The sequence below is a fragment of the Enterobacter sp. RHBSTW-00318 genome (assembly GCF_014101375.1).
GTDB lineage: Bacteria > Pseudomonadota > Gammaproteobacteria > Enterobacterales > Enterobacteriaceae > Enterobacter > Enterobacter ludwigii.
Window position 1 is genome coordinate 1,763,966 of record NZ_JABXQH010000001.1, and the last position, 23,905, is coordinate 1,787,870.

The 23,905-nt window shown below is 55.4% G+C and carries 18 protein-coding genes and 1 other annotated feature; of the genes, 6 read left to right on the forward strand and 12 right to left on the reverse strand.

Features of this window, described 5'->3' with window-relative positions; genetic code table 11:
• Positions 1–77: 77 nt before the first annotated feature.
• The gene (gene ushA / locus HV157_RS08970) at positions 78–1,730 is read right to left on the reverse strand and encodes a bifunctional UDP-sugar hydrolase/5'-nucleotidase UshA (RefSeq protein WP_014168919.1); all 1,653 of its coding nucleotides are present in this window, start codon (positions 1,728–1,730) and stop codon (positions 78–80) included.
• A 169-nt stretch (positions 1,731–1,899) separates the two neighbouring features.
• Between ushA and HV157_RS08975 the strand changes: the two genes are divergently transcribed.
• The gene (locus HV157_RS08975) at positions 1,900–3,108 is read left to right on the forward strand and encodes an MFS transporter (protein ID WP_182268257.1); all 1,209 of its coding nucleotides are present in this window, start codon (positions 1,900–1,902) and stop codon (positions 3,106–3,108) included.
• 229 nt (positions 3,109–3,337) lie between these two features.
• The gene (gene ybaL, locus HV157_RS08980) at positions 3,338–5,014 is read left to right on the forward strand and encodes a YbaL family putative K(+) efflux transporter (RefSeq protein WP_014168917.1); all 1,677 of its coding nucleotides are present in this window, start codon (positions 3,338–3,340) and stop codon (positions 5,012–5,014) included.
• Between the two features lie 89 nt (positions 5,015–5,103).
• On the opposite strand, the gene HV157_RS08985 is transcribed toward ybaL, so the two are convergent.
• From HV157_RS08985 to HV157_RS09025, 9 genes are all read right to left on the reverse strand, one after another.
• Positions 5,104–6,408: an inosine/guanosine kinase gene (locus tag HV157_RS08985; protein WP_020885178.1), complete on the reverse strand. Its 1,305-nt coding sequence runs from the start codon at positions 6,406–6,408 to the stop codon at positions 5,104–5,106.
• Positions 6,409–6,471: 63 nt separating this feature from the next.
• Positions 6,472–7,434 (reverse strand): ferrochelatase, encoded by a 963-nt coding sequence (hemH, locus tag HV157_RS08990; RefSeq protein ID WP_014168915.1) that lies wholly within the window; start codon positions 7,432–7,434, stop codon positions 6,472–6,474.
• A 125-nt stretch (positions 7,435–7,559) separates the two neighbouring features.
• Positions 7,560–8,204, reverse strand: a complete 645-nt coding sequence (adk, locus tag HV157_RS08995) for an adenylate kinase (protein WP_006809841.1) — start codon at positions 8,202–8,204, stop codon at positions 7,560–7,562.
• Positions 8,205–8,396: 192 nt separating this feature from the next.
• Positions 8,397–10,271 (reverse strand): molecular chaperone HtpG, encoded by a 1,875-nt coding sequence (htpG, locus tag HV157_RS09000; protein ID WP_014168914.1) that lies wholly within the window; start codon positions 10,269–10,271, stop codon positions 8,397–8,399.
• A 110-nt stretch (positions 10,272–10,381) separates the two neighbouring features.
• Entirely contained in the window at positions 10,382–10,987 is a 606-nt protein-coding gene (gene recR / locus HV157_RS09005; protein WP_006809843.1) for a recombination mediator RecR, read from the reverse strand.
• Positions 10,987–11,319, reverse strand: a complete 333-nt coding sequence (locus HV157_RS09010; protein WP_010428194.1) for a YbaB/EbfC family nucleoid-associated protein — start codon at positions 11,317–11,319, stop codon at positions 10,987–10,989. Before HV157_RS09010 ends, recR begins: the two co-directional genes overlap by 1 nt.
• Before the next feature lie 54 nt (positions 11,320–11,373).
• Positions 11,374–13,302 (reverse strand): DNA polymerase III subunit gamma/tau, encoded by a 1,929-nt coding sequence (gene dnaX, locus HV157_RS09015; protein WP_104440492.1) that lies wholly within the window; start codon positions 13,300–13,302, stop codon positions 11,374–11,376.
• Positions 11,980–12,044: a sequence feature (DnaX frameshifting element), on the reverse strand. It overlaps the preceding gene by 65 nt.
• 88 nt (positions 13,303–13,390) lie before the next feature.
• Positions 13,391–13,942, reverse strand: coding sequence for an adenine phosphoribosyltransferase (gene apt / locus HV157_RS09020; RefSeq protein ID WP_000127359.1), 552 nt, complete (start codon positions 13,940–13,942; stop codon positions 13,391–13,393).
• A gap of 151 nt (positions 13,943–14,093) precedes the next feature.
• A complete protein-coding gene (locus HV157_RS09025; RefSeq protein WP_020885182.1) occupies positions 14,094–14,471 on the reverse strand; it encodes a DUF454 family protein in 378 nt (125 codons plus the stop codon).
• A 50-nt stretch (positions 14,472–14,521) separates the two neighbouring features.
• On the opposite strand from HV157_RS09025, the gene priC reads away from it, so the two are divergent.
• Both priC and rsmS read left to right on the forward strand, forming a co-directional pair.
• Positions 14,522–15,049, forward strand: a complete 528-nt coding sequence (gene priC / locus HV157_RS09030) for a primosomal replication protein N'' (protein ID WP_063156329.1) — start codon at positions 14,522–14,524, stop codon at positions 15,047–15,049.
• Between the two features lie 12 nt (positions 15,050–15,061).
• A complete protein-coding gene (gene rsmS / locus HV157_RS09035) occupies positions 15,062–15,247 on the forward strand; it encodes a pleiotropic regulatory protein RsmS (RefSeq protein ID WP_020885184.1) in 186 nt (61 codons plus the stop codon).
• A gap of 1 nt (position 15,248) precedes the next feature.
• Here rsmS and mscK read toward each other — a convergent pair whose 3' ends face one another.
• Together mscK and acrR are read right to left on the reverse strand one after the other, a co-directional pair.
• Entirely contained in the window at positions 15,249–18,596 is a 3,348-nt protein-coding gene (gene mscK / locus HV157_RS09040; RefSeq protein WP_014168907.1) for a mechanosensitive channel MscK, read from the reverse strand.
• A gap of 113 nt (positions 18,597–18,709) precedes the next feature.
• A complete protein-coding gene (gene acrR, locus HV157_RS09045; protein WP_014168906.1) occupies positions 18,710–19,363 on the reverse strand; it encodes a multidrug efflux transporter transcriptional repressor AcrR in 654 nt (217 codons plus the stop codon).
• A gap of 141 nt (positions 19,364–19,504) precedes the next feature.
• On the opposite strand from acrR, the gene acrA reads away from it, so the two are divergent.
• On the forward strand, positions 19,505–20,698 hold the full coding sequence (acrA, locus tag HV157_RS09050) for a multidrug efflux RND transporter periplasmic adaptor subunit AcrA (protein ID WP_020885186.1): 1,194 nt from the start codon (positions 19,505–19,507) through the stop codon (positions 20,696–20,698).
• Positions 20,699–20,720: 22 nt separating this feature from the next.
• Entirely contained in the window at positions 20,721–23,867 is a 3,147-nt protein-coding gene (gene acrB, locus HV157_RS09055) for a multidrug efflux RND transporter permease subunit AcrB (protein ID WP_014168904.1), read from the forward strand.
• Positions 23,868–23,905: the final 38 nt, after the last annotated feature.

Genomic DNA, 23,905 nt, shown 5'->3' on the forward strand with positions numbered 1-23,905 from the left:
GAGGCACTGTGCTTACCGGACCGACGATTCTCATACAGGCCGGGTCAGGCGTAGCCGCCCCCCGGCACAAAACCGCACTACTGCCAGCTCACCTCGCCTTTCGGCTCATAGGTATTCACGTCGATCGGTGAATTCTGCTCGATGAACTGCTTCAGCACTTCCGCATCGATAAACCCGGTATTCACATAGCCCGGTTTATTGTCGATATGCGGATAACCGTCGCCACCGGTGGCGTTAAAGCTTAATGTTGCCATGCGGTAGGTTTTAGCAGGATCGACCGGCTCGCCTTTGATTTTGAGGTCGTTGAGCTTGCCGTCCTTCGCCACAAAGCTGACGTTGGCAAACTGCGGATAAGCGCCGGAATCCGGCTTCATCTGCGCCACGGCGGTGAGATAGTCAATCACCTCTTTACCGCTCATGTCGACATACACCACGATGTTACCGAACGGCTGAACCTTCAGCACATCTTTATAGGTGATGTTTCCGCCTTCGATGGAGTCGCGGATACCGCCGCCGCTCATCACGCCAAAATCGGCATTTGTGCGCGCCATTTGTGCCGCCAGCACCAGATGCCCCATATTGGTCTGCACAAAGCGAACTTTGCTGCGGTCCCCTTCCAGACGACCATTCAGCGTACCAATCTTCACGTCCAGCTGCGCCTTGCCTTTATTCTGGAAGGGCGTCAGCAGGGAGAGCATCTGCGCGTTCTCGGCAATTTCCGGGGTGTAGAGTACGCGTTCACTCTTCCCGTCAGGGTAAGTCACTTTCTTCTTCAGGTTGACCGGAATGAGCTGATAGTGCACCAGCTTCATCTCGCCGTTACGGAACTCAAAGTCCGCACGCCCCACGTATTTACCCCATTCGTGCGCCTGCACAATCCAGATACCGTTCTGACGATCCGGAGCACACGGCGTGCCTGGCACGTAGTCGACCTGCTTTTTATTCTCTGACGCCATGCAGACCGGGTCTTGTGAATGACCGCCCACAATCATCGCCAGCGAGCCTGCAGGCAGGCTGCGAGCCATCTCCACGTCACCCGGCGCATTCGAGCCGTGCTCACCGTTGTCGTAGTGGCCCATATGGGTGGTGGCAATAATGACATCCGGCTTTTCGTTCTGCTGCAATTCCTGAATGACCAGCTTCGCTTCGTCTGCCGGTTTACGGAATTCGATATCGGTAAAGAACTCAGGGTTGCCGATTTTCGCCGTATCGTCGGTGGTTAACCCGATGACCGCAATTTTCAGATCCTGACGCTTAAACAGCGCCCAGGGTTTGAACAGTCGCTCGCCGGTGCTTTTCTGGTAGATGTTGGCAGAGAGGAACGGAAATTTGGCCCATTTTTCCTGCTGACGCAGCACCGTCAGCGGGTTATCGAATTCATGGTTACCGACGGCCATCGCATCGTAGCCAATAAGATTCATGCCGCGGAAATCAGGCTCCGCATCCTGTAAATCAGATTCCGGCACGCCGGTATTGATATCGCCCCCCGACAGCAGCAGTACGCTGCCCCCCTGGGCTGCCACCTCTTTACGAATGCCATCCACCAGCGTTTTTTGTGCCGACAGACCGTATTCGCCGTATTCACTGCGCCAGAAATGGCCGTGATGATCGTTGGTATGCAGAATGGTGATTTTATAGGTTTTATCTTTTTCATAGGCCTGCACGGGCAGGCTAACCAGACCCCAGGCGGCGATCAGCGCCAGCGCGACGCTCCGCTTCATTAACTTCATCTTCTCTCTCCCTGACCAATAGACAAAGGCAAAAATTACAGTGACTAATAAGAATAGACAAATAAGTTTTCAGAATTGCGACTTTATTCAAATGTCACTGCCGGGTATGTTAGTTGGATAATAATTACACCCTGCATTTCTAATAACAAAAGACGTGGTATTCATCTCTATGGCAATCAGTGAATCAACCCAGCCCGTGTCTGGCGCTCCGGCGTCGCGCACCTCGTTTAAAGTGTTAGGCGCAATCAGCCTTTCACATCTGCTCAACGACATGATCCAGTCGTTGATTCTCGCGATCTACCCGCTGCTGCAGGCCGAGTTTTCATTAACGTTCGTGCAGATCGGGATGATCACTCTGACCTTCCAGCTGGCCTCCTCGCTTCTGCAACCGGTCGTGGGCTACTGGACGGATAAATATCCCATGCCGTGGTCGCTACCGATTGGCATGTGTTTTACCTTGAGCGGGCTGGTGCTGCTGGCAATGGCAGGCAGCTTTGAAGCTGTGCTGATTGCCGCCGCGCTGGTGGGCACGGGGTCGTCGGTCTTTCACCCGGAGTCCTCACGCGTGGCGCGCATGGCCTCCGGGGGCCGTCACGGGCTGGCGCAATCGCTGTTTCAGGTGGGCGGTAACTTTGGCAGCTCCCTCGGCCCACTGCTGGCAGCGGTGATCATCGCTCCGTACGGCAAGGGTAACGTGGCGTGGTTTGTGCTGGCAGCCTTGCTGGCGATTATTGTGCTGATTCAGATCAGCCGCTGGTATGCCGCGCAGCATCGCGTGAACAAAGGTAAACCTAAAGCGAAGGTTATCAATCCCCTTCCTCGCGATAAGGTCATTCTGGCCGTCTCCGTGCTTCTGGTGCTGATTTTCTCGAAATACTTCTATATGGCGAGCATCAGCAGCTATTACACCTTTTACCTGATGCAAAAATTCGGATTATCGGTCCAAAACGCCCAGCTTCACCTGTTTGCCTTCCTGTTTGCGGTGGCTGCAGGGACGGTTATTGGCGGGCCTGTGGGCGATAAAATCGGACGCAAATACGTCATTTGGGGCTCTATCCTCGGCGTGGCCCCGTTTACCCTTATTTTGCCGTATGCAAGCCTGGAGTGGACGGGGATTTTGACCGTGATTATTGGGTTTATCCTCGCCTCGGCGTTTTCCGCCATCCTTGTTTACGCGCAGGAGCTGCTGCCAGGCCGTATCGGTATGGTTTCCGGGCTCTTTTTCGGTTTTGCTTTCGGCATGGGCGGCCTTGGTGCGGCAGTACTGGGCATGATTGCCGACCACACCAGTATCTTCCTGGTCTATAAAATCTGTGCTTTCCTGCCGCTTCTGGGGATGTTGACCATATTCCTGCCTGATAACCGCCATAAAGCGTAATATAACGGTCGCTAAAGTTTTACTTTGGCGACCTGACACCCTGATGCCATAAGGGTTTCTTCTCCATCCCCCTGCCTAATTTATCAAAATGCGCTTTTTTACACGCATATTGCTGTTTTATTCAAACTTCAACAATTATTCATAAACATAACGGCAAAAATTGTCATAAACTATTACTCGGTTTTTGGTTTTTTAACCAAATGGAACACCCACAACGAAAGGAGACGGAATGCATCACGCCACACCGCTTATCACCACCATTGTTGGTGGACTTGTGCTCGCTTTTATCCTCGGCATGATTGCCAATAAACTGCGTATTTCGCCTCTGGTGGGCTATTTGTTAGCGGGTGTGCTGGCGGGTCCCTTTACGCCAGGTTTCGTGGCGGATACCAAACTGGCGCCCGAACTGGCGGAATTAGGCGTGATTCTGCTGATGTTTGGCGTAGGTCTGCATTTCTCACTCAAGGATCTGATGGCGGTAAAGTCGATCGCCATACCGGGAGCGATCGCACAGATAGCCGTAGCGACGCTGCTGGGAATGGCGCTTTCGACAGTGCTTGGCTGGTCGCTGATGACCGGTATCGTCTTTGGGCTGTGTCTTTCAACCGCCAGTACCGTCGTACTGCTGCGCGCGCTTGAGGAGAGGCAGCTTATCGACAGCCAGCGCGGACAAATCGCGATAGGCTGGCTGATTGTGGAAGACCTGGTGATGGTGCTGACGCTGGTGTTGCTGCCTGCCGTCGCCGGTATGATGGAAAAAGAGAGCGTCGGCTTTGCGACATTGGCGCTGGACATGAGCATCACCATCGGGAAAGTGGTGGCGTTTATCACCATTATGATGCTGGTGGGCCGCCGTCTGGTGCCGTGGATCCTGTCCCGCAGCGCGGCCACCGGCTCCCGTGAGTTGTTTACCCTGTCTGTCCTTGCCCTGGCGCTGGGGATTGCCTTTGGTGCCGTTGAACTGTTCGACGTCTCCTTTGCACTGGGCGCGTTCTTCGCCGGGATGGTGCTGAACGAATCCGAGCTGAGCCACCGTGCGGCGCACGATACGCTGCCGCTGCGCGACGCCTTCGCCGTCCTGTTCTTTGTCTCCGTCGGGATGCTGTTTGATCCGATGGTTCTGGTTCAGCAGCCGCTGGCCGTGATGGGCACCCTGGCGATTATTATCTTTGGTAAGTCGGTTGCCGCCTTCTTCCTGGTACGGATGTTTGGCCACTCGCCGCGTACCGCTCTGACCATCGCCGCCAGCCTGGCGCAGATTGGTGAGTTCGCCTTTATTCTGGCAGGCCTGGGTATGGCGCTGAATCTGCTGCCGCAGGCCGGGCAAAACCTGGTCCTCGCCGGAGCGATCCTCTCCATCATGCTGAACCCGGTCCTGTTTGCGTTGCTGGAAAAATACCTCGATAAAACCGAAACGCTGGAAGAGCAGACGCTGGAAGAAGCTATCGAAGAAGAGAAGCAGATCCCGGTGGATATTTGCAATCATGCCCTGCTGGTCGGCTTTGGCCGCGTAGGAAGCCTGCTCGGTGAGAAGCTGATGGCGCAGGGGATCCCGCTGGTGGTGATTGAAACATCACGTACCCGCGTCGACGAGCTGCGCGAGCGCGGCGTTCGCGCGGTGTTGGGCAATGCGGCAAACGAAGAGATCATGAATCTCGCGCATCTGGACTGCGCGCGCTGGCTGCTGCTGACCATTCCAAACGGCTATGAAGCGGGTGAAATTGTGGCGTCCGCACGTGAGAAGTGCCCGAATATTGAGATCATTGCCCGCGCCCATTATGACGATGAGGTGGAGTACATTACCGAACGGGGTGCGGATCAGGTGGTGATGGGTGAACGCGAAATTGCAAAAGCGATGCTGACGCTGTTAACGAAACCGCCGGTTGACGAGGTGGTGACGGGGTAAGTGTGCCTCCTGCAGCCCCTGACTGACCCTCTCCCACCGGGAGAGAGTACAAACACGAATACGGCAACCGCAAGGTTGCCGTTTTGCCTTTACCGGTCCCAGTAGGCTTCTTCGAGGCTATCTTCCCTTTCCGGCAGACCGCGGGTTAAGCGCGGCGAGTGCTGGTTCAGCACCTGATAACTCACGCGGTTCGCGTACTTACACACCTGCGCCAGCGACGAATAGGTCAGCCAGTTGAATTTGTGCTTGCTGGAATTCGGGACGTTGGTTTTATGGTAGGCATTCGCAGTGATGTCATGCAGCAGCGCCGCCAGTGCGCCATCTCCCGCGCCATTGGTGTTCATGATCTTTTCTGGCCCGCCCATATACGGCGCGATGTGGGAGTAAATACGCAGCGGGTTTTCGCAATCTTTATGGCGAATCGCGCGGCTGAACTCGTACTGGTTAAACTCGGCAATGGCGCCTGGCAGCAGTGGATGCTGCGTTTTGCGTTTGCTCTCTTCTTCCGTGAAGCCTGCCATATACAGCCCTACCGGTCCGGCCGTGCAGAGCACCAGATCGACCCAGTCGAGCGCTTTATCGGAGGCCAGCAGCGGATCGCTCTCGCCGGTCAACGCTTCAGCCTCTTCTTCGTTCATCGCCAGAATCGAGACGTGTTCCTTCAGGAAGGCCTGCCACCACTCGGGGTTGTCGGCTATCACGAATTTGGTACCCAACGTCAGAACGACCGGCACATTGTATTTCTTCGCGTACTCAATCGCTTTCATGGTGGCTTCCGGCATCGGCTCGCCGGGTTTACAGCGCACCAGATACGACGTCAGCACCAGTGCAGACGCGCCCGCAATCACCGCTTCCGGAATGCTCTCTGCACGCAGCTTATTCATGTGGCCGGGGCTGATGGCAAAGGTACGTTCGCCGGAATCGCTGATCAGCGTGAAACAGCGGCCAATCGGCCCGTCAACGCCCTGAAGGTAGTTCAGATCGGTGCGGCTGGAGGTATTGCACAGGTAACGGTAGGCGTAGCCACCAATTTCGATGTTGCTGCACATGACGCCCAATAACACAGAGCGGTCGTCGGCAAGCACCGAGTAGTTGTGCATGGTGTTGCCGATAGTGCCACCGGCAAACTGATGGGTGATCAGGTTTTCGCGCGTCAGCTCCTGATACAGGGCTTCGGCAACATCGTCCTCAATCACCAGCGAGTGACCGGCGCTCAGACCGTAACGAGCGACAAACGCATCATCCACTTTAGCTTCAATGTCCACCAGCGTCTGATCGATACCGACGACCCATGCAGCGCTGGTTTCATTTTCCGGCTGGATTTGCTGCAGGAGCGGATCGCGGGCATCAACGGGGAAGTAGTGTTTAGATTTGCGTTTACCGGGAAATTTCATGGGTCTGAACTGTGCAAGGATTATGGGCCGGGAATGGTAGCACAAACCCGGCCCATAGTGCGATCAGCGGCTGTTTGTCACCAACGACACCATCATCTCGATATGCTCAGGCGAGTCGTTAAGGGCCGGAATGTATTCGTATTTCGTTCCGCCCGCCTCGAGGAAGAACTCTCTGTTCTGCACGGCAATCTCTTCCAGCGTTTCCAGACAGTCGGCGGAGAAACCGGGTGACATCACCTGAATATGTTTCACGCCCTTCTCACCGAGCATTTTGAGGGTTTCGTCGGTATAAGGCGTTAACCATGGCTCGCGGCCAAAACGCGACTGGAAGGTCATCATCACTTTCTCTGGCGGCAGGTCGAGGGCTGAGACCAGCTCACGGGTAGTATCGCGGCAGCGCTGCGGGTAATCATCCCCTTCATTGGCGAAGCGCTGCGGGATCCCGTGATAGGAGAGCAACAGCAGATCCGGCTCGCCATGTTTTTCAAACGACGCGCGCGCGCTACTGGCAAGCGCTTTAATATAGCGTTCGTTATCGGCGTAATCGCGAATGAAGGTCACGCCAGGAATACGGCGGCGGGTCGCCAGAATACGAGCCAGCTCATCCCAGACGGCGGCAACCGTCGAGCAGGAATACTGCGGATAAAGGGCGAGTACCACAATGTGGTCGACGCCCTGCGCCAGCAGCGAGTCGACCGCGCTTTCCAGTGACGGTTTACCGTAGCTCATGCCCAGCGCGACGGGCATATCCGGCAGGCGGGCGGCCAGCGCTTTTTCCTGCCGACGGCTATACACCATCAGCGGTGAGCCCTCTTCCATCCAGACGGACTGATAAAGCTTTGCTACACGTGGGGCACGAATCGGCAGAATGACGCCACGCAGCAGCGGCCACCACAACAGTCTTGGGGTATCCACGACGCGCGTGTCGCTTAAAAATTGTCGCAGGTAGCGTTTTACCGCTTCTGATGTCGGTGCATCTGGTGTACCCAGATTGGCAAGCAGGATGCCGGTTTTCGCCTGACTCATTCACGCCTCTTAACCATTTGAATGGTTTTCAATTGTAGCGGAAAAGCGTTTAAACGAAACCCATTGCTGCAATAGGTAAGATGAGAATTTTTCTCACCCGGAGAGCCCGGGTGAGAGAGGTGCAATTAGCCGAGGATTTTTTCCAGCTCTGCACGAACGTCAGCAACGGCTTTGGTGCCGTCAACTTTCGCGTATTTGGTGTTACCCGCCTGCGCTTCTTTGGTGTAATAACCGATCAGCGGAGCGGTCATCTGATGGTATTCCACCAGACGTTTACGCACGGTCTCTTCCTGATCGTCTTTACGGGTGGTCAGCTCTTCACCGGTAACGTCATCTTTACCTTCAACCTTAGGCGGGTTGAATTTGATGTGGTAAACGCGGCCAGAGGCAGCGTGTACGCGACGACCAACAATACGGTCAACGATCAGCTCGTCCGGCACGTCGAACTCGAGCACGTAGTCCACGTTGATGCCCGCTTCTTTCATGGCATCAGCCTGAGGAATGGTGCGTGGGAAGCCGTCCAGCAGGAAACCGTTACGGCAGTCTTCCTGAGCAATGCGCTCTTTGACCAGAGCGATAACCAGCTCGTCGGTCACCAGCTTGCCTGCGTCCATGATGTCTTTCGCTTGTTTACCCAGCTCGGAGCCAGATTTAACAGCGGCGCGCAGCATATCACCGGTGGAGATTTGCGGAATACCGTATTTCTCCATGATGAACTGAGCCTGAGTTCCTTTACCCGCGCCCGGAGCGCCAAGCAGAATAATACGCATTGCGAAAATCCCCTCAAAAGTCGATTCAATTTTTCAAAAGCGCTAAACAATACCACCAGAACGGATATGGCTCAAGGAAGGCAGGCGGGCTGAAACGGTTAATGAAGGGAGATTAACGGGAAGGAGCGGTCTGGTGCCCTCCCCCGGTCCTCTCCCACAGGAGAGGGAGAAGACCAGGGGGAGGCGGGTCAATTACGCCAGCAGCAGCGCATTCACACGTTTAATGAATAGGTTAGGATCTTCCAGCGTGCCGCGCTCGGCCAGCAGAGACTGATCCAGCAGGAGCTCAACCCACTCGGCAAAGCGTGCTTCGTCCTGCGTATCCGCCGCGCGTTTCACCAGCGGATGATCCGGGTTCAGCTCGAAGATATATTTCACTTCTGGCATCGCCTGGCCCGCCGCGGCGAACAGTTTCGCCATCTGGGTGCTCATTTCATCCGCATCCGTGGTGACAATGGCCGGGGTATCGGTCAGACGGTGAGTGAAACGCACCTCTTTCACGCGATCGCCCAGCAGCGTTTTCACGCGCTCAACGAAAGGCTCCAGCGCCTTCTCCGCTTCTTTCGCGCTTTCGTCCACTTCATCGGCCAGCTTATCGATCGACTCATCGGCTTTGGCGACGGACTGGAACGCCTTACCGTCGAACTCGGTCAGGTAGTTCATCATCCACTCGTCGATGCGGTCAGACAGCAGCAGTACTTCGATGCCTTTCTTACGCAGCAGCTCGAGGTGTGGGCTGCTCTTCGCCGCGGCGTAGCTGTCGGCGGTGATGTAGTAGATCTTCTCCTGCCCTTCTTTCATGCGGGAGACGTACTCTTCCAGCGACACGGTCTGCGCAGAGGAGTCGGTGTGAGTGGAAGCGAAACGCAGCAGTTTAGCAATGGCTTCTACGTTGGATGTATCTTCCGCAGGGCCCTCTTTCAGCACCAGACCGAACTGTTTCCAGAAGGTCTGATATTTTTCTGCATCGTCTTTCGCCAGTTTTTCCAGCATCTGCAGCGCACGTTTGGTCAGTGCATTACGCAGGTTACGGGTGACGGTGCTGTCCTGCAGAATTTCACGGGAGACGTTCAGCGGCAGATCGTTGGAGTCAATGAGACCACGCACAAAGCGCAGGTAGTTCGGCATGAACTGCTCGGCGTCATCCATGATAAACACGCGCTGGACGTACAGCTTCAGACCGTGCTTGTGATCGCGGTTCCACATATCCCACGGCGCCTGAGACGGGATATACAGCAGGCTGGTGTACTCCTGCTTACCTTCCACACGGTTGTGGCTCCAGGTGAGCGGATCGGTAAAGTCGTGGGCGATGTGTTTGTAGAATTCGTTGTATTCGTCGTCTTTAATTTCAGACTTATTGCGCGTCCACAGCGCCTGCGCCTTGTTGATTTTCTCCCAGGACACCACGGTTTCACCGTCTTTCTCTTCCTGTTTTTCAATCTCAACCGGCAGGGCAATATGGTCGGAGTATTTGCTGATGATGGAGCGCACGCGCCAGTCATTCAGGAAATCGTCTTCGCCTTCACGCAGGTGAAGGGTGATTTCGGTACCGCGGTCCGCTTTGGTGATGTCATCAACGGTGTATTCGCCTTCGCCTTTAGATTCCCAGAAGACGCCGTGATCCGCACTGTCGCCTGCTGCGCGGGTACGTACGGTGACTTTGTCCGCAACGATGAACGCCGAGTAGAAGCCCACACCGAACTGGCCGATCAGCTGGCTGTCTTTCGCCTGATCGGAGCCCATTGATTCGAGGAACGCTTTGGTACCGGATTTAGCAATGGTCCCGAGATGGTCGATGACCTCGTCGCGGTTCATACCAATGCCGTTATCGGCGATAGTCAGGGTACGGTTCTCTTTATCGAAAGAGACGCGCACGCGCAGTTCTCCGTCGCCTTCGTACAGATCCGGGTTAGACAGGGCGCGGAAGCGCAGCTTGTCCGCCGCATCGGAGGCGTTGGAAATCAGCTCACGCAGGAAGATTTCTTTGTTGGAATACAGGGAATGGATCATCAGGTGCAGAAGCTGTTTTACTTCTGACTGGAAACCACGGGTTTCTTGTCCTTTCATCTATGTCGACCTCAACAATGCCATTTAATGGGGTTTTAAAACGTTGAGGGAGAGATGGGGATACGAGGGGAGAATTTCAAGCGGAGGCCGCGATTGCAGCCTCCGTTTGGTCAGAAAATAATCTTGTGACGTCCAGCCAGAGAGTGGGACAGCGTGGTGCCGTCCACCATCTCCAGCTCACCACCCACTGGCACACCGTGAGCGATGCGGCTGGCGTCAACGCCATACTGTGCGCACAATTCGGCGATGTAGTTGGCCGTAGCTTCCCCTTCCACCGTTGGGTTGGTGGCGAGGATCACCTCTTTGATCGTTTCGGACTCAAGACGCTGTTCAAGGCGATCGAGACCGATATCGTCCGGGCCAATACCGTCCAGCGGGGAGAGATGCCCCATCAGCACAAAATAGCGGCCAGAAAACTGCCCGGTCTGTTCGATGGCGTAGATGTCCGCCGGACTCTCCACCACGCAAATCTGACCATTTTCCTGACGACGCGGATTAGTGCAGATGTTACACACGTCCTGCTCGGTAAAGGTACGGCAATCCGCACAGTGACCAATTTCTGACATGGCACGGGTCAAAGCCTGCGCCAGGCGCATCCCGCCGCTGCGGTCGCGCTGCAATAGCGTAAACGCCATGCGCTGCGCCGACTTCGGGCCGACACCCGGCAGACAGCGCAGTGCTTCCATTAACTGCGTGAGCAGCGGACTGGTTTGCATCAGAATGGCATCTTGAAGCCAGGCGGCAGTTGCATACCGCTGGAAACAGAGGCCATTTTCTCTTTCTGAGTTTCATCGATACGGCGCGCAGCATCGTTAAACGCGGCTGCAACCAGATCTTCCAGCATGTCTTTGTCGTCTTCGAGCAGGCTTGGGTCGATTTCAACGCGACGGCAGTTATGCGCACCGTTGATGGTCACCTTGACCAGACCGGCACCGGATTCACCCGTGACTTCCAGCTGAGCGATCTCTTCCTGCATCTTCTGCATTTTTTCCTGCATCTGCTGAGCCTGCTTCATCAGGCCACCCAGACCGCCTTTTCCACCAAACATAGGCTTCTCTCTTCTTTCACGTTTAAGGATTACAACCGTAAGTCAGACTCACGATCAAATGGGGCGAATACTCTCTTCATCCAGATCGGCGTCGAAGAACCGGCGCAGAGTCTGGATATTGTTATCCGCGATAATCGACTCGCGCGCCTGCGCGAGCTTCTCTTCATAAATCGCCTGACGCCATTCCAGTGGCGTTCGCACCGCCGGATTATCATCTTCAATGATAGTCAATTCAACCGGTGCACCGTGTAATGCGGTGAGCGCCTCGGCCAGCGCTTTTTGCGCGCCAGGGGAATTCAGGTGCCGCTGACCCGTTCGCAGGTGTAAACGTACCTGATGACCGTCCTGCTCTTTCCAGGCATTCAGCGCGACCTGCTCAACCAGCTTCGGCAACTGCAGTTTACTGACCTCTGCGGCCCACGCGTCACGCTCAATAGACTCTTCGGCAAGTTTCGCGGAAAGCTCAGGTGTTTTTTCATGCTCCAGCGCCTTTTTTAGCGCTTTCGGTGTGGCAACTTCTTCTTTCACCTCTTCAACGAGGGTTGTTGCCTTCCAGCGGTAAGCCTCTTCTTTCACCGGGGCTTTTTGCTCGAGCGCGGACGGTGCAGGGCGCGACTGAACGCGCTCCGTAACCGAAGCCAGTCGTTCAAGCGCGGCGTTGTTCACCGGCCGCGCTCTTCCTGGCGCTGCCGGTTCACTCTTTTTTGGTTTGGTTGCTCCCTGAGCACGTTGCAACTGGCTTCGTGCGGCAAGCACCGAACTGGTGGCCTCCGGCAGCGGTACGTTCTGCTGCGGGGGAGCCGTCGGCTGCGGTGGCACCTGCTGAGGCGACATCACCGCAGTGGGGGCGACCGGAGCAAAAGACTGTCGGGGCACTTCCGGCTCCGGCAGAGGCATGCGCGGATGGAACGCCAGCGCACGCAGCAGGGTCATTTCAACGCCCATCCGGGGATCCGGCGCAAACGGCAGCTCTTTGCGGCCAATCAGCAGCGTCTGGTAATAAAGCTGCACGTCAGCCGGTGGGACGGTGCGCGCAAGTTCACGCATCCGGTGTTCAATAACCGCCATATCGGCACCGATGGCTGACGGAGAAAGCTGCAGCATCGCCACGCGGTGCAGCAGACTCAGCATCTCAACCAGCAGCGCTTCCCATTCAATGCCCCGGGCAGCCGCGGCGTTCACCAGCGACATGACGCGTTCACCGTTGGCGGCAATCATCGCTTCGATGAGAGAAAGCGCCTGATCGTCATCCAGCGTGCCGAGCATGGTGCTGACCCCGTCGGTCGAGAGTTTACCGTCACCGCTGGCAATCGCCTGGTCGGTGAGACTTAAGGCATCACGAAGGCTGCCGTCTGCCGCGCGGGCCAGCAGCTGCAGGGCGCGCGGTTCGTGGACAATCTTCTCTTCATCAAGAATATGTTCAAGCTGAGCGCGGATCTGCTCGACGTCCAGCGCCTTCAGATGGAACTGCAGGCAGCGCGACAAAATAGTGACCGGCAGCTTTTGCGGATCGGTGGTCGCCAGCAGGAATTTCACATGCGCGGGCGGCTCTTCCAGCGTTTTCAGCAGGGCGTTGAAACTGTGGCGTGACAGCATGTGCACTTCATCGATCAGATAGACCTTGAAGCGGCCACGCGCCGGCGCGTACTGCACGTTGTCGAGCAGATCGCGGGTATCTTCCACTTTCGTGCGCGAGGCGGCGTCGATCTCAATCAGATCGACAAAGCGCCCCTGCTCAATTTCACGGCAGTTGTCACACACGCCGCACGGCGTGGCGGTGATCCCGGTTTCGCAGTTCAGACCTTTTGCCAGCAAACGGGCAATAGAGGTCTTACCGACGCCGCGGGTGCCGGAGAAAAGATAAGCGTGATGGATGCGACCTAGCGACAAGCCGTTCGCCAGGGCCGTCAGCACATGCTCCTGACCGACAACGTCAGCAAAGGTTTGTGGTCGCCATTTACGGGCTAACACCTGATAACTCATGGGCAGGCTCTGCAACGCTGGAAGGTGAATTTATGGAGGGGAATGCTATCACAACCTCACCCATTGAGCGAGGTTGTGAAAACCGGGATTAATGACCCGGGAAAGGCACCAGGCTGTAGCTGGTAATGCCCTGTTTTTCCAGGCGCTGTTCGCCACCCAGGTCAAACAGGTTAATAATGAATGCCGCATCGGTCACTTCACCACCCAGACGACGGATCAGCTTCACGGTCGCTTCAATCGTGCCGCCGGTCGCCAGCAGATCGTCAACCACCAGCACTTTATCGCCAGGCTTGATCGCATCAACGTGGATTTCCAGCTGATCGGTGCCGTACTCCAGTTCGTAGCTCTCTGCGATGGTTTCACGCGGCAGTTTACGCGGTTTACGTACCGGCACAAAGCCAACACCCATTGCCAGCGCGACCGGCGCGCCAAACAGGAATCCACGGGCTTCGGTACCCACTACTTTGGTGATCCCGGCGTTTTTATAACGCTCGACCAGCAGTTCAATGCTGAGCGCGTACGCTTTCGGGTCTTCCAGCAAGCTGGTGACATCACGGAAAAGAATGCCAGGCTTTGGATAGTCCTGGATACTTTTGATGCTGTTTTTCAGATATTCAAGCTGCTGTGCAGTTGCGGTCATCGGTTTGTGCCTAAATGAAACAGTGTTACTCACAGCGCGCAACGAGTCGGCCAGGGTAACAATTGTTTAACCTTTGACCAGGCGCAGCTGTGCTCGAAAACGGTCGAATTTACTGGCTGCGCGCAATAATTGCAACAGCCATTATAAGGCTTCAGTGCTTTTGTTGCTTTTCATCAACCACGGGGATCCGCCACATAAAGAAAAGCAGACAGGCGAGGATCGTCAGCAACAGAATGCGCACCCACATCATTTTCACCAGCCATAATGAAATGGCAAAGGTAATCAGGATCACCGCGATCGCACGCGGCTTCGCACCGGGCGGCATTGCCCGATGTTTTTGCCAGTGGCGCAAATAGCCGCCAAACCAGGAGCGGTACAGCAGCCAGTGGTGAAAGCGCGGCGATGAACGGGCGAAGCACCAGGCTGCCAGCAGGATAAAAGGCGTGGTGGGCAATAAGGGCAAAACCACGCCCAGCGTGCCTAACACTACCGCGAGCCAGCCAATGATGATTAAAATAGTACGCTGCATAATGCGAATCGTTATCAAACTGAACGGCTACTTTACCACTGGAGAGCGTATTGAAAACAGCCCTGCTTCTGGAGACGCTGCAAAATCAGCTGTCCACCCTGCGCGCGCAGGCTACGCCGTTAATGGGGCATGCTACGCTGAAGCCGCGCTTTGACCGGCAGCTTTTTCGTACCCGCAGCACGCGCATCCAGGATTATGTTGCTGAGGCGCAGACGAATCTTGATGAGTTGCGCCACGCGGTTGAGAACAATCAACAGCAACAGGTCGCCTGGCTTGCGGAACATCTCACCGAGCAGATCACCGCCCTGCACCGTGAAATGACCGCCTGGCCGCTACGCGTCTGGGACAGCGCGTCGCCGGGTCTCGGTAAATGGCAGCGCAAGCGGCTGGAGAACCAGGATTTTGCACGCCGTCTGTTTGAGATGAAGCAGGAGCGGGAAACGCGCCTGAACGCAAGCGAGACGCTGGAAGAGCAGCAGTTATTAATGCGAGAGATTAGCGCCCTGGAGGGCCGCATCGTTCGTTGCCGTCAGGCACTGGATGAAATTGAACGCGTCATTGAACGTCTGACCCGTTAACAGGAGCCGTAAATGTCACTGGAAAATGCACCGGATGAGGTCAAGCTGGCCGTCGATTTGATTATGCTGCTGGAGAATCATGACATCCCCGCCCAGACGGTGCTGAAAGCACTTGAGATAGTGAAGACGGATTTTGAAGGCAAGGTGAAGGCCAGTCGCCTTCACCCTGCCCCTCTCCCACCGGGAGAGGGAACCTGAATTACGCCGGAGTAGGATCGTCACCCTGAATCTCGCGCTTCACTTCCGTATGCTCATCACCTTTCTCGTTACGCAGGTGAACTTCAAGCTGGTTGAAGGCGATATTAATGTTGTTTTCACGGCACAGACGATCGATAGTGCGGTTCAGCTCATCCACGGTGTAGCTGCGATCGCGCAGCTCACGCACGTATAACCGCAGCTCGTGATCCAGCGTGCTCGGCCCAAAGGTGGTGAAGAACACATCTGGGGCGGGCTCGTGCATCACCTTAGGATGCGATTTCGCGGCTTTTAACAACACCTCTTTCACTTTATCCAGATCGGAGCCGTAGGCCACACCCAGTCGAATGACGACGCGCGTTGTGGTGTCGGAGAGCGACCAGTTGATCAGTCGCTCGGTGACGAACGCTTTGTTCGGGATGATCACCTCTTTGCGATCGAAGTCGGTGATGGTGGTGGCACGAATACGGATCTTGCTGACCGTTCCCGAGAAGGTGCCGATGGTGACGGTATCACCGATACGTACCGGACGTTCGAACAGAATGATCAGGCCGGAAACAAAGTTACCGAAGATCTCCTGCAAGCCAAAACCGAGACCGACAGAGAGCGCGGCCGCCAGCCACTGCAGCTTATCCCACGAGACGCCAAGCGATCCAAAGACCGTCATCGCCCCGACAATAATAATGACGTAGTTGAGGATGGTGGTGATGGCATACGACGCCCCCTGACGCAGGTTCAGACGCGACAGCACCAGTACTTCAAGCAGGCCTGGCAGGTTTCGAATCAACGCCCAGGCTACCACTGACGACACCAGGGCAAAGAGCAGGCTGCCCATGGTCACGCTTTTCATTACCGCGGCGCCCGCTTCGGTGCCGTTGTATTGCCAAAGGGTGATACTGTCGAGGTAGGCGAAGACGGTGATTAAATCAGACCAGATCGCCCAGAACATCACCGCAAACAGCGCGATCATCACCAGCATGGTGATACGCAGTGTCTGCTGGTTCACCTGCTCCAGCGCGATGGTTGGCTCTTCCTGTGGCTCCGCGCCTTCGGCCCCCTCCTTCACCTGATGCTGGCGACGCGCGATGGCACGACGATAAGCGATGCGGCGAGCCGCCACGCTCAGGCCGCGCAGTACGGTCTGATAAAGCAGGTTCCAGACGATCACCAGATAGACGGTTTCAATCCAGCGTCCGGACAGGCGCAACGTGGTATAGAAGTACCCCGTCGCCGTGAGCACCATCAGTGCCAGCGGAATAATCGCCAGTACCGTCACGGTGGCCAGACGAATGTTGTGAGACTCTTTATCCCGCCAGCTGTCGCGGCACATCGGCCACATCAGGATGGCAATGAGCAGCAGGTTCAGCAAAATAACCAGCTGGCCCATGACATCGTCCATCAGGTGCAGCGGAGACAGCTCAGCGACGACGGACCAGAAGTGCAGCGGCAACAGCGCCAGGCTGACGCGTACAATCTGACGACGCCAGTGGCTGGTCAGTTGCGCAGGCATGTTGAAATGACGCACCGCAACGCCGTCTTTTTCCAGCACTTTCCAGCACACGCCAAACACCAGCCAGAACAGGGCCAGTTTTTTACTGAACGCCCACAGCAGGTCGCTGATGTTGAGCTGCATCGTCAGCAGGATAAGCCCCACCGCCAGAATAATCAGGCAGACCGGCAGCGCGCGGATCAGATCGATCAGAATCGCTTTTGGCGTGTGCAGCTGACTGTCGTTACGCAGTTGCCCCACTTCAGACGCCAGCTTATCCTGGTATTTCTTCAGCCAGCCCAGACGCCAGCGGATCAGGCCGGCAATCAGCAGCAGCGGGAGCCCCGCCAGGAAGGCAATCATCACCGCAGGCCAGGCTTTCTCCCAGTTTACGGTGATTTTCATGCTCTTAATCTGCGCCTTCAGCGTTTCAGGGAAGGATTTAATCCAGTCCCAGTCCATCGGCTTATTGCTGTTAACCCAGAAAATCTGCTGGGTCAGGATCTCCTGCAGACTTTTCGACACGCTCACCAGCTGTTGCTGGTTGATCTGCAGGTTAATCGCCATCATCAGCTGGTTGCCGAGCTGTTTGTTGAGCTGGTCGAGCAGCTCGCGGCGCATATCCACAACCTGCAGCAGAGCGTCGTGAACTTCCGGGTTCACTTCACTGGAATGGCCTTCTTCCAATTTGGCGACAAACGTATCGCTCTGGAAAAGGGCGTCGCGCTGCTGGTTCACATCGAATTGTTCCAGACGCAAATCCGCAATGCGGTTGGTCATGTCCTCGAGCTCATCGGCGGACGGCAGCGTCTGCTGTTGCTGGTAGAGAATACGCGACAGCAGCAGGCTGCCTTTCAGAACCGCAATCTGCTCTTTAATGTTGCGTTCAGCCTGCAGCGCGCGGTCCAGCCAGTTTTTCACTCTGATATTTTGCTGAACCAGCGAGTTACCGCTTTCTGTTGCCAGTATCAGGCGCTGGCTCAGCTGATGGTTAGCCTCGAGCTCCTGTTTCACCAGCGGGTTCGCCTGAATGCGGGCAGTTTCGTCCGGTGAGACGGCTTCCTGAGCCGTTTTCTCCGTCAGCGTAAGGCGCTTACTGTTAACCGCCTCCTGCAACAGCTGAAGCTGATGTTCCAGACGATTAATGTTCGCCGTTACGTAGTCGCGCTGCTTCTGGAGCGTATCCTGCAGCACCGTATTCCCTTCCAGGCTTTTACGCTGCTGTTCGATTTGTGCATTCAGTAAGGCCTGCTGCACCAGCAGCAGCGTTTGCTGCGTTGGGCGCAGGGTGCCTTCGCCAACCGACGTACCGTTCAGACGGTTGCGGATCTGCTGCAGCTGCTGAGAGGCGGCGTACATCGCATTTTGCACGCGCTCGGGCTGGGTTTGCAGGGAGACAAGCTGGCTGTTGTACGTACCGAGATCGGACTGCGCCGTTTGCAGATCGTCGAGCAGCTGTGCGACGCGCGATTCCAGCTGACGCAATGACAGGGTCGCGAGCGTTTTACGGGTTTCGTCGTCATTATCCACATCGCTCAGGGCATTCAGCGATTCCGTGGCCTTACGCATGTTTTCAGGCGCCTGCGCCACTTTCTGCCGAAGCTGTGTGGTTTCCGCTTTAACACGCTCAATTTTATCAAGCGTTTCCAGCGTCTCCGTCAGATCCTGCTGAACGAGCTTATCCAGAGCAGAGAGATCTTTTTGTTTATTCAGGGTGTCGAGTTGCGACTGAACATCACTGCGTGAAGGGATGTCATTGTTGTTATCGGCGCGGGCCCAGGAAAGCGGTGCCGTTGCGAAGAAAAACAGCGTCGCCAATAAAAATACAAGAACAGGATGTTGCGAGCGATTGGTGTGCAGCATAGTTGTGAATGATGTCAGAAGATGACCGAAAATAGTCCGGCGTGCAGGATATCACGCTCGCCTGAAGCAGAATAGCGCGAACGTGAGCCTCTAAGAGAAATCCTGGAATCGCGTCAGGCTGTTAGCGAGCCTGACTTGCCATGCAGCGTCGGGGAGAGCTGGCACATCTCCAGGAAAATAGCGACATAGCTGCGGGCTTCGTTCTTCAGGTCAAAGGAGTCCGGGGCGAAAAGCCAGTTTTCCATCAGGCCGGAAATATAACTGCGCATCAGGACAGCCGCCCGTCGGGTCATTAACGTCGCCGGCAGCTGGTTCGCCTGCATGCACTGGGTGAGGACCTGTTCAATGCGATCGTAGCTTTCCAGACACAGGCTGCGCTGCGCCTGCTGGACGACCGCCATCTCTCCGACCAACTCGCATTTATGGTAGATGATTTCCATCATTAACCTGCGACGTTCTTCAACTACCGTTGCTTCAAGGATATATACTAATATTTCTCTTAATACTGAGAGTGGATCCTCGGGGAATTTTGCCCGATACTCAGTCTCAAGATCGCTAATGCTGGACTCTGAGAGTTGCCAGATTTCACTGAACAGATCTGTCTTGTCTTTAAAATGCCAGTAAATCGCTCCCCGCGTGACGCCCGCGGCCTGAGCAATCTGCGCCAGCGAGGTTGACGAAACACCCTGCTGAGAAAACAAACGCATAGCCACATCCAGAATGTGTTGTCGGGTTTCAAGCGCTTGTTGTTTGGTTTTTCGTGCCATACGTTAGTGAATTTACAGGAGTCAGATTTACATACATTTGTGAATGTATGTACCATAGCATGACGATAATATAAACGCAGCAATGGTTTTTTGGACTCAGGACCATTGATCAATTTGAAATCGGACACTCGAGGTTTACATATGAACAAAAACAGAGGGTTAACGCCTCTGGCGGTCGTTCTGATGCTCTCAGGCAGCTTAGCGCTAACAGGATGTGACGACAAACAGGCTCAACAAGGAGCTCAGCAGGTGCCAGAAGTTGGCGTGGTGACGCTCAAGTCCGAACCTCTCCAGATAACGACAGAATTACCGGGCCGTACCAGCGCATACCGCATCGCAGAAGTGCGTCCTCAGGTGAGTGGTATCATCCTGAAACGTAACTTCACCGAGGGTGGTGAAGTGAAAGCTGGCGAGTCTCTGTATCAGATTGATCCGGCAACCTACCAGGCATCCTATGAGAGCGCGAAAGGCGATCTGGCGAAAGCAGAAGCAGCAGCCAAAATCTCCCAACTGACGCTGAACCGTTACAAAAAACTGCTCGGTACCAAGTACATCAGTCAACAGGATTATGACACTGCCCTGTCTGATGCACAGCAGACCAACGCCGCCGTGATTGCCGCGAAAGCTGCAGTGGAAACAGCGCGTATCAACCTCGCCTATACCAAAGTGACCTCCCCAATCAGCGGTCGCATTGGTAAATCTTCCGTCACGGAAGGGGCGCTGGTGCAGAACGGTCAGACCAACGCGTTGGCTACCGTGCAGCAGCTTGATCCGATTTACGTTGACGTGACCCAGTCCAGCAACGATTTCCTGCGCCTGAAACAAGAGCTGGCAAACGGCACGCTGAAGCAGGAAAACGGTAAAGCCAAAGTGGAGCTCGTGACCAATGACGGTATCAAGTTCCCGCAGGCAGGCACACTGGAATTCTCCGATGTGACGGTCGACCAAACCACCGGTTCCATCACCTTACGTGCGATTTTCCCGAACCCGGATAAGACACTCTTACCTGGTATGTTCGTTCGCGCGCGTCTGGAAGAAGGCACCAACCCAACCGCACTTCTGGTGCCTCAGCAGGGTGTCACCCGTACGCCACGTGGCGACGCGAGTGCACTGGTTGTCGGGGCTGATGACAAAGTCGAAACGCGCAACATCACTGCCACGCAGGCGATTGGCGATAAATGGCTGGTGACGGAAGGTCTGAAAGATGGCGATCGCGTGATTATTACTGGTTTGCAAAAAGTTCGTCCTGGCGCGCAGGTCAAAGCACAGGAAGTGAAATCTGACGATAAACAACAAGCTTCGGCCGCTGGCCAGTCAGAACAAACCAAGTCTTAACTTAAACAGGAGCCGTTAAGACATGCCTAATTTCTTTATCGATCGCCCCATATTTGCATGGGTGATCGCCATAATCATCATGCTGGCTGGGGGACTTGCGATCCTGAAGCTGCCTGTCGCGCAATATCCAACGATTGCGCCACCGGCGGTAACAATTTCCGCAACCTACCCCGGGGCTGATGCAAAAACGGTGCAGGACACCGTGACACAGGTTATCGAACAGAACATGAACGGTATCGATAACCTGATGTACATGTCCTCAAACAGTGACTCAACCGGTACGGTACAGATCACCCTGACCTTCCAGTCAGGTACTGATGCTGACATCGCGCAGGTTCAGGTCCAGAACAAACTGCAGCTCGCCATGCCGTTGCTGCCACAAGAAGTACAACAGCAGGGTGTGAGCGTCGAGAAATCGTCCAGTAGCTTCCTGATGGTTGTTGGCGTTATCAACACCAACGGCACCATGACGCAGGAGGATATTTCCGACTACGTGGGCGCCAACATGAAGGACGCCATCAGCCGTACGTCTGGTGTGGGTGACGTTCAGCTGTTCGGTTCTCAGTACGCGATGCGTATCTGGATGGATCCGAACAAACTGAACAACTTCCAGCTGACGCCGGTGGACGTGATCAACGCCATCAAAGCGCAGAACGCCCAGGTTGCCGCCGGTCAGTTAGGCGGTACCCCGCCGGTGAAAGGCCAGCAACTTAACGCCTCGATCATCGCACAGACCCGTCTGACCTCCGCCGATGAATTCAGCAAAATTCTGCTGAAGGTGAATCAGGACGGTTCGCAGGTTCGTCTGCGCGACGTGGCAAAAGTGGAACTGGGTGGCGAAAACTACGACATCATTGCGAAGTTTAACGGCAAGCCGGCTTCCGGTCTCGGGATCAAACTGGCGACAGGTGCTAACGCCCTGGACACCGCGACGGCTATCCGTGCGGAACTGAAGAAGATGGAGCCGTTCTTCCCGTCCGGCCTGAAGATCGTTTATCCGTATGACACCACGCCGTTCGTCAAAATCTCGATTCACGAAGTGGTTAAAACCCTGGCAGAAGCGATCATCCTGGTATTCCTGGTCATGTATCTGTTCCTGCAAAACTTCCGCGCGACGCTGATCCCAACCATCGCCGTACCGGTCGTATTGCTCGGGACCTTCGCCATACTGGCCATCTTTGGCTACTCGATAAACACCCTGACGATGTTCGGGATGGTGCTCGCCATCGGCTTGCTTGTGGATGACGCCATCGTGGTGGTAGAAAACGTCGAGCGTGTCATGGCGGAAGAAGGTCTACCGCCGAAGGAAGCAACCCGTAAATCCATGGGCCAGATCCAGGGCGCGCTGGTCGGTATCGCGATGGTACTGTCAGCGGTATTTATCCCGATGGCCTTCTTCGGCGGCTCAACCGGTGCAATTTATCGTCAGTTCTCCATCACCATTGTCTCAGCGATGGCGCTGTCGGTACTGGTTGCATTGATCCTGACGCCTGCACTGTGTGCCACCATGCTGAAACCTGTTCAGAAAGGCGGTCACGGCGAGCATAAAGGGTTCTTCGGCTGGTTTAACCGCATGTTTGATAAGAGCACGCATCACTACACCGACAGCGTGGGTAACATCCTGCGCAGCACCGGTCGTTACCTGCTGCTCTATATCATCATCGTGGTGGGTATGGCCTATCTGTTCGTTCGTCTGCCAAGCTCGTTCCTGCCAGATGAAGACCAGGGCGTGTTCCTGACGATGGCACAGCTGCCGGCGGGTGCCTCGCAAGAACGTACCCAGAAGGTGCTGGATGAAGTGACGGATTACTACCTCACCAAAGAGAAAGCTAACGTTGAATCCGTGTTTGCGGTTAACGGCTTTGGCTTTGCGGGTCGTGGTCAGAACACCGGTATTGCCTTCGTTTCTCTGAAAGACTGGTCAGAACGTCCGGGCGAAGAGAACAAAGTTGAGGCGATTACTGGCCGTGCAATGGGCACGTTCTCACAGATTAAAGATGCGATGGTCTTCGCCTTTAACCTGCCAGCGATTGTTGAACTGGGGACAGCGACAGGTTTCGACTTCCAGCTGATTGACCAGGGCGGTCTGGGTCATGAAAAACTGACGCAGGCACGTAACCAGTTGTTCGGTGAAGTGGCGAAACACCCTGACCTTCTGGTCGGCGTGCGTCCTAACGGTCTGGAAGATACGCCTCAGTACAAAATCGACATCGATCAGGAGAAAGCACAGGCACTGGGCGTTTCCATCAGTGACATCAATACCACGCTGGGCGCGGCCTGGGGCGGTAGCTACGTCAACGACTTCATCGACCGTGGTCGTGTGAAGAAAGTGTACGTGATGTCAGAAGCGCAATACCGTATGTTACCGAACGATATCAACAACTGGTACGTTCGCGGCAACAACGGTCAGATGGTGCCGTTCTCATCCTTCTCTACGTCGCACTGGGAATACGGTTCGCCGCGTCTGGAACGTTATAACGGGCTGCCATCCATGGAGATCCTGGGTCAGGCCGCACCAGGCCGAAGCACCGGTGAAGCCATGAACCTGATGGAAGAGCTGGCAGGTAAACTGCCTGCGGGTATCGGCTATGACTGGACCGGTATGTCCTACCAGGAACGTCTGTCCGGTAACCAGGCCCCTGCCCTGTACGCCATTTCACTGATTGTGGTCTTCCTGTGTCTGGCGGCACTGTATGAGAGCTGGTCGATTCCGTTCTCCGTTATGCTGGTGGTGCCACTGGGGGTTATCGGTGCGCTGCTTGCGGCAACGTTCCGTGGATTAACCAACGACGTGTACTTCCAGGTGGGCCTGCTGACAACCATTGGCTTGTCGGCGAAGAACGCGATACTTATCGTTGAATTCGCCAAAGATCTGATGGAGAAAGAAGGTAAAGGCCTGATTGAGGCGACCCTTGACGCGGTGCGTATGCGTCTGCGCCCAATCCTGATGACGTCACTGGCATTTATCCTCGGGGTAATGCCGCTGGTTATCAGTACCGGTGCGGGTTCCGGTGCACAGAACGCCGTCGGTACAGGCGTTATGGGGGGTATGGTTACCGCAACCGTACTTGCTATCTTCTTCGTTCCGGTATTCTTCGTGGTGGTTCGCCGCCGCTTTAGCCGCAAGAATGAAGATATTGAGCACAGTCATTCGGTAGAACCGCACTGATACCGGTTTCACATGATAAAAAGGCCGCATTAGCGGCC

Bases quoted from the DNA above. Each gene is read 5' to 3' on its own strand.
- dnaX (WP_104440492.1), bottom strand. From the start codon at position 13,302: ATGAGTTATCAGGTGTTAGCCCGTAAATGGCGACCACAAACCTTTGCT.
- ybaL (WP_014168917.1), top strand. From the start codon at position 3,338: ATGCATCACGCCACACCGCTTATCACCACCATTGTTGGTGGACTTGTG.
- HV157_RS08985 (WP_020885178.1), bottom strand. From the start codon at position 6,408: ATGAAATTTCCCGGTAAACGCAAATCTAAACACTACTTCCCCGTTGAT.
- acrA (WP_020885186.1), top strand. From the start codon at position 19,505: ATGAACAAAAACAGAGGGTTAACGCCTCTGGCGGTCGTTCTGATGCTC.
- mscK (WP_014168907.1), bottom strand. From the start codon at position 18,596: ATGCTGCACACCAATCGCTCGCAACATCCTGTTCTTGTATTTTTATTG.
- rsmS (WP_020885184.1), top strand. From the start codon at position 15,062: ATGTCACTGGAAAATGCACCGGATGAGGTCAAGCTGGCCGTCGATTTG.
- recR (WP_006809843.1), bottom strand. From the start codon at position 10,987: ATGCAAACCAGTCCGCTGCTCACGCAGTTAATGGAAGCACTGCGCTGT.
- adk (WP_006809841.1), bottom strand. From the start codon at position 8,204: ATGCGTATTATTCTGCTTGGCGCTCCGGGCGCGGGTAAAGGAACTCAG.
- htpG (WP_014168914.1), bottom strand. From the start codon at position 10,271: ATGAAAGGACAAGAAACCCGTGGTTTCCAGTCAGAAGTAAAACAGCTT.
- acrR (WP_014168906.1), bottom strand. From the start codon at position 19,363: ATGGCACGAAAAACCAAACAACAAGCGCTTGAAACCCGACAACACATT.
- acrB (WP_014168904.1), top strand. From the start codon at position 20,721: ATGCCTAATTTCTTTATCGATCGCCCCATATTTGCATGGGTGATCGCC.
- HV157_RS08975 (WP_182268257.1), top strand. From the start codon at position 1,900: ATGGCAATCAGTGAATCAACCCAGCCCGTGTCTGGCGCTCCGGCGTCG.
- HV157_RS09025 (WP_020885182.1), bottom strand. From the start codon at position 14,471: ATGCAGCGTACTATTTTAATCATCATTGGCTGGCTCGCGGTAGTGTTA.
- hemH (WP_014168915.1), bottom strand. From the start codon at position 7,434: ATGAGTCAGGCGAAAACCGGCATCCTGCTTGCCAATCTGGGTACACCA.
- ushA (WP_014168919.1), bottom strand. From the start codon at position 1,730: ATGAAGTTAATGAAGCGGAGCGTCGCGCTGGCGCTGATCGCCGCCTGG.
- apt (WP_000127359.1), bottom strand. From the start codon at position 13,942: ATGACCGCAACTGCACAGCAGCTTGAATATCTGAAAAACAGCATCAAA.
- HV157_RS09010 (WP_010428194.1), bottom strand. From the start codon at position 11,319: ATGTTTGGTGGAAAAGGCGGTCTGGGTGGCCTGATGAAGCAGGCTCAG.